The organism is Ligilactobacillus pobuzihii E100301 = KCTC 13174 (assembly GCF_000349725.1).
Taxonomy (GTDB): domain Bacteria; phylum Bacillota; class Bacilli; order Lactobacillales; family Lactobacillaceae; genus Ligilactobacillus; species Ligilactobacillus pobuzihii.
Genome location: NZ_KB714687.1, coordinates 83095 through 85000, shown reverse-complemented (window position 1 = coordinate 85000; position 1906 = coordinate 83095). Strand labels below are relative to the sequence as shown.

The 1906-nt window shown below is 35.8% G+C and carries 2 protein-coding genes and 1 pseudogene; all 3 read right to left on the bottom strand.

Annotated elements, in window-relative coordinates; genetic code table 11:
• Positions 1-83 precede the first annotated feature (83 nt).
• Positions 84-263: pseudogene (locus LACPOB_RS13270) on the bottom strand (hypothetical protein); the annotation flags it as partial.
• Between the two features lie 133 nt (positions 264-396).
• Entirely contained in the window at positions 397-1200 is an 804-nt protein-coding gene (locus LACPOB_RS0102685; protein ID WP_051056365.1) for a restriction endonuclease, read from the bottom strand.
• Positions 1201-1371: 171 nt separating this feature from the next.
• On the bottom strand, positions 1372-1906 hold a 535-nt coding region (locus tag LACPOB_RS11590), incomplete at its 5' end, for an IS1096 element passenger TnpR family protein (protein ID WP_220095346.1).

Genomic DNA, 1906 nt, shown 5'->3' with positions numbered 1-1906 from the left:
TTGTGTGGTAACTAATATGATAAACGATATTTCGCCACTATGGCGTTTTTTGTGTTAATTTTTTTAATTGGCTAACTTCATTTTAAAATCTCCCTTGAAACTTTAAAATCCCATAGAGTATCTTCAGTAATAAAATCTCCGTCGCCACTAGTGATCAAATCAGTATATCCGCCTTCAAAAGTGAAACCATCTACCTTTTTTGGACCATACTGCTCAAAAAAATTTAAGGAAAGTTGAACCATCGTCCTGATATTTTCAATGGTTGCTTGACTTGCTTAATTCGTTTTGTTACGGAACAGCCCATTAAATTTTTCATTTCACTTATTTCCTTTGACTATTATTAACAATTTAAATTACAAACTTTTATTTATTCTAAAAGCAAAGATTGTACTCTATCTAATCTTTATCAGTATAAAAACTGCCAAGCTTATATGTTGTCACTGGTTCAACATAATATTCGTATTTAGCAACTAGATCGCAAATTTGGTCACCATTTATCAGAGTAATAACTCTAGTTCCTACTTTTGCCGTTTTAATAGCTTCACGTGTAAAGTCTGAAGTAGTAATAAATATCCCATATTCAGCATTATACTTATCCATCGCACCACGAAACTTATCAATTTCAGGTGCAGATACCTTACCTTCCCAACGTTTGGCCTGAAGAGCTACCCTAGTGGTTCGAAAATCATCAGAAGTAATATAGCCAAAACCATCAAGACCACCATCACCGACATAGCGCACACCAACATTCTCATCTAAGTCAACGCCCATATGAGTCAAAAGCCCCCTGCTAAAAAGCTCGAACTTTTGAGGTTGCATTTTAATCAAGTATCCTAATAAATTTTCTTTCCATGATTCAATTTCTGTATCTTCTTCTGATTCGTCTTCAGACATTTCACTCTTACTGCTTTCTGCCTCATGAACCATTGGCCAAACATCTTTTTTAGGATCAAAATGTGAATCAATCGACCGACCTTTTTCTGAAAGTTCCAAGATCCTATTATCATCAGTATTGATATAACCAGCTGTAATTAGGTGCTTGACTGCAAAATTAAATCGATATTGAAATGGATAGTACTTGGCACCAGTTTTTTTAGATATTCTAGTTTCATCAACTGTTTCCTCAGAAATAAGGTTAGAATGGTCACGAATTTCTCTCCGAATTTCTTTGCGAGTTACCTTTCCACCAAGCATTCCCATCGCGGAAAGTGCTTCTCCCATAATTAAACTTTCGTATCTCAAATTTTTATTTTCAGTCACGAAAAAAATTCCTCCCAAAATTTGTATATATATAATTCCCTCATCAACTCAATAATACAAAACTACATAGAGTATAAAATGGATTCAACTTTCCCCTATCAGTACCAATTTTTAATAACCGCGCACGCCTTTACCGAGATACTGTCTAGTCAAAAGATCAAGTGAATTTTTGGTTGGACCCAAATTTTTTTCATAGATATCACGGTAGACATGCAACAATTTTTTCAGGCGAAAGTTTATATCATCCTTGTCAAAATTACTCAGATTAAGTGTGGTACTATCAAGCCAGCGAGTCATATCTTCGTATTCTTCTCCCGTTCCCTTTTTCAAGATCTGCTCCAGCTCTGCCAGACCGCCAGGACCGCCGACATCCTCAACAACCCCAAACCTTTGTCCTTCAAGAACACGAGGAAGAAGTTTCAAAGAAATTTCTTCTTCCCTAGATTCTTCCAAAAAGACAGATATTACCCAACCATCACCATAATCGTAAGCAAATTTCAATTTGGCATAGTCATTTACGAGACCCAACATCTCAGAAACAGTAACTCTGTCTGGCATGGCGAGTAATTCATTCTCTTTCAAACTAACTTCATCAAATGGGAACTCAAAGTGAACATCTTGCAACACAGTCTGACCCTTAAATTTT

Excerpts from the sequence above, each read along its gene's own strand:
- LACPOB_RS0102685 (WP_051056365.1), bottom strand. The coding sequence starts at position 1,200 with ATGGGAATGCTTGGTGGAAAGGTAACTCGCAAAGAAATTCGGAGAGAA.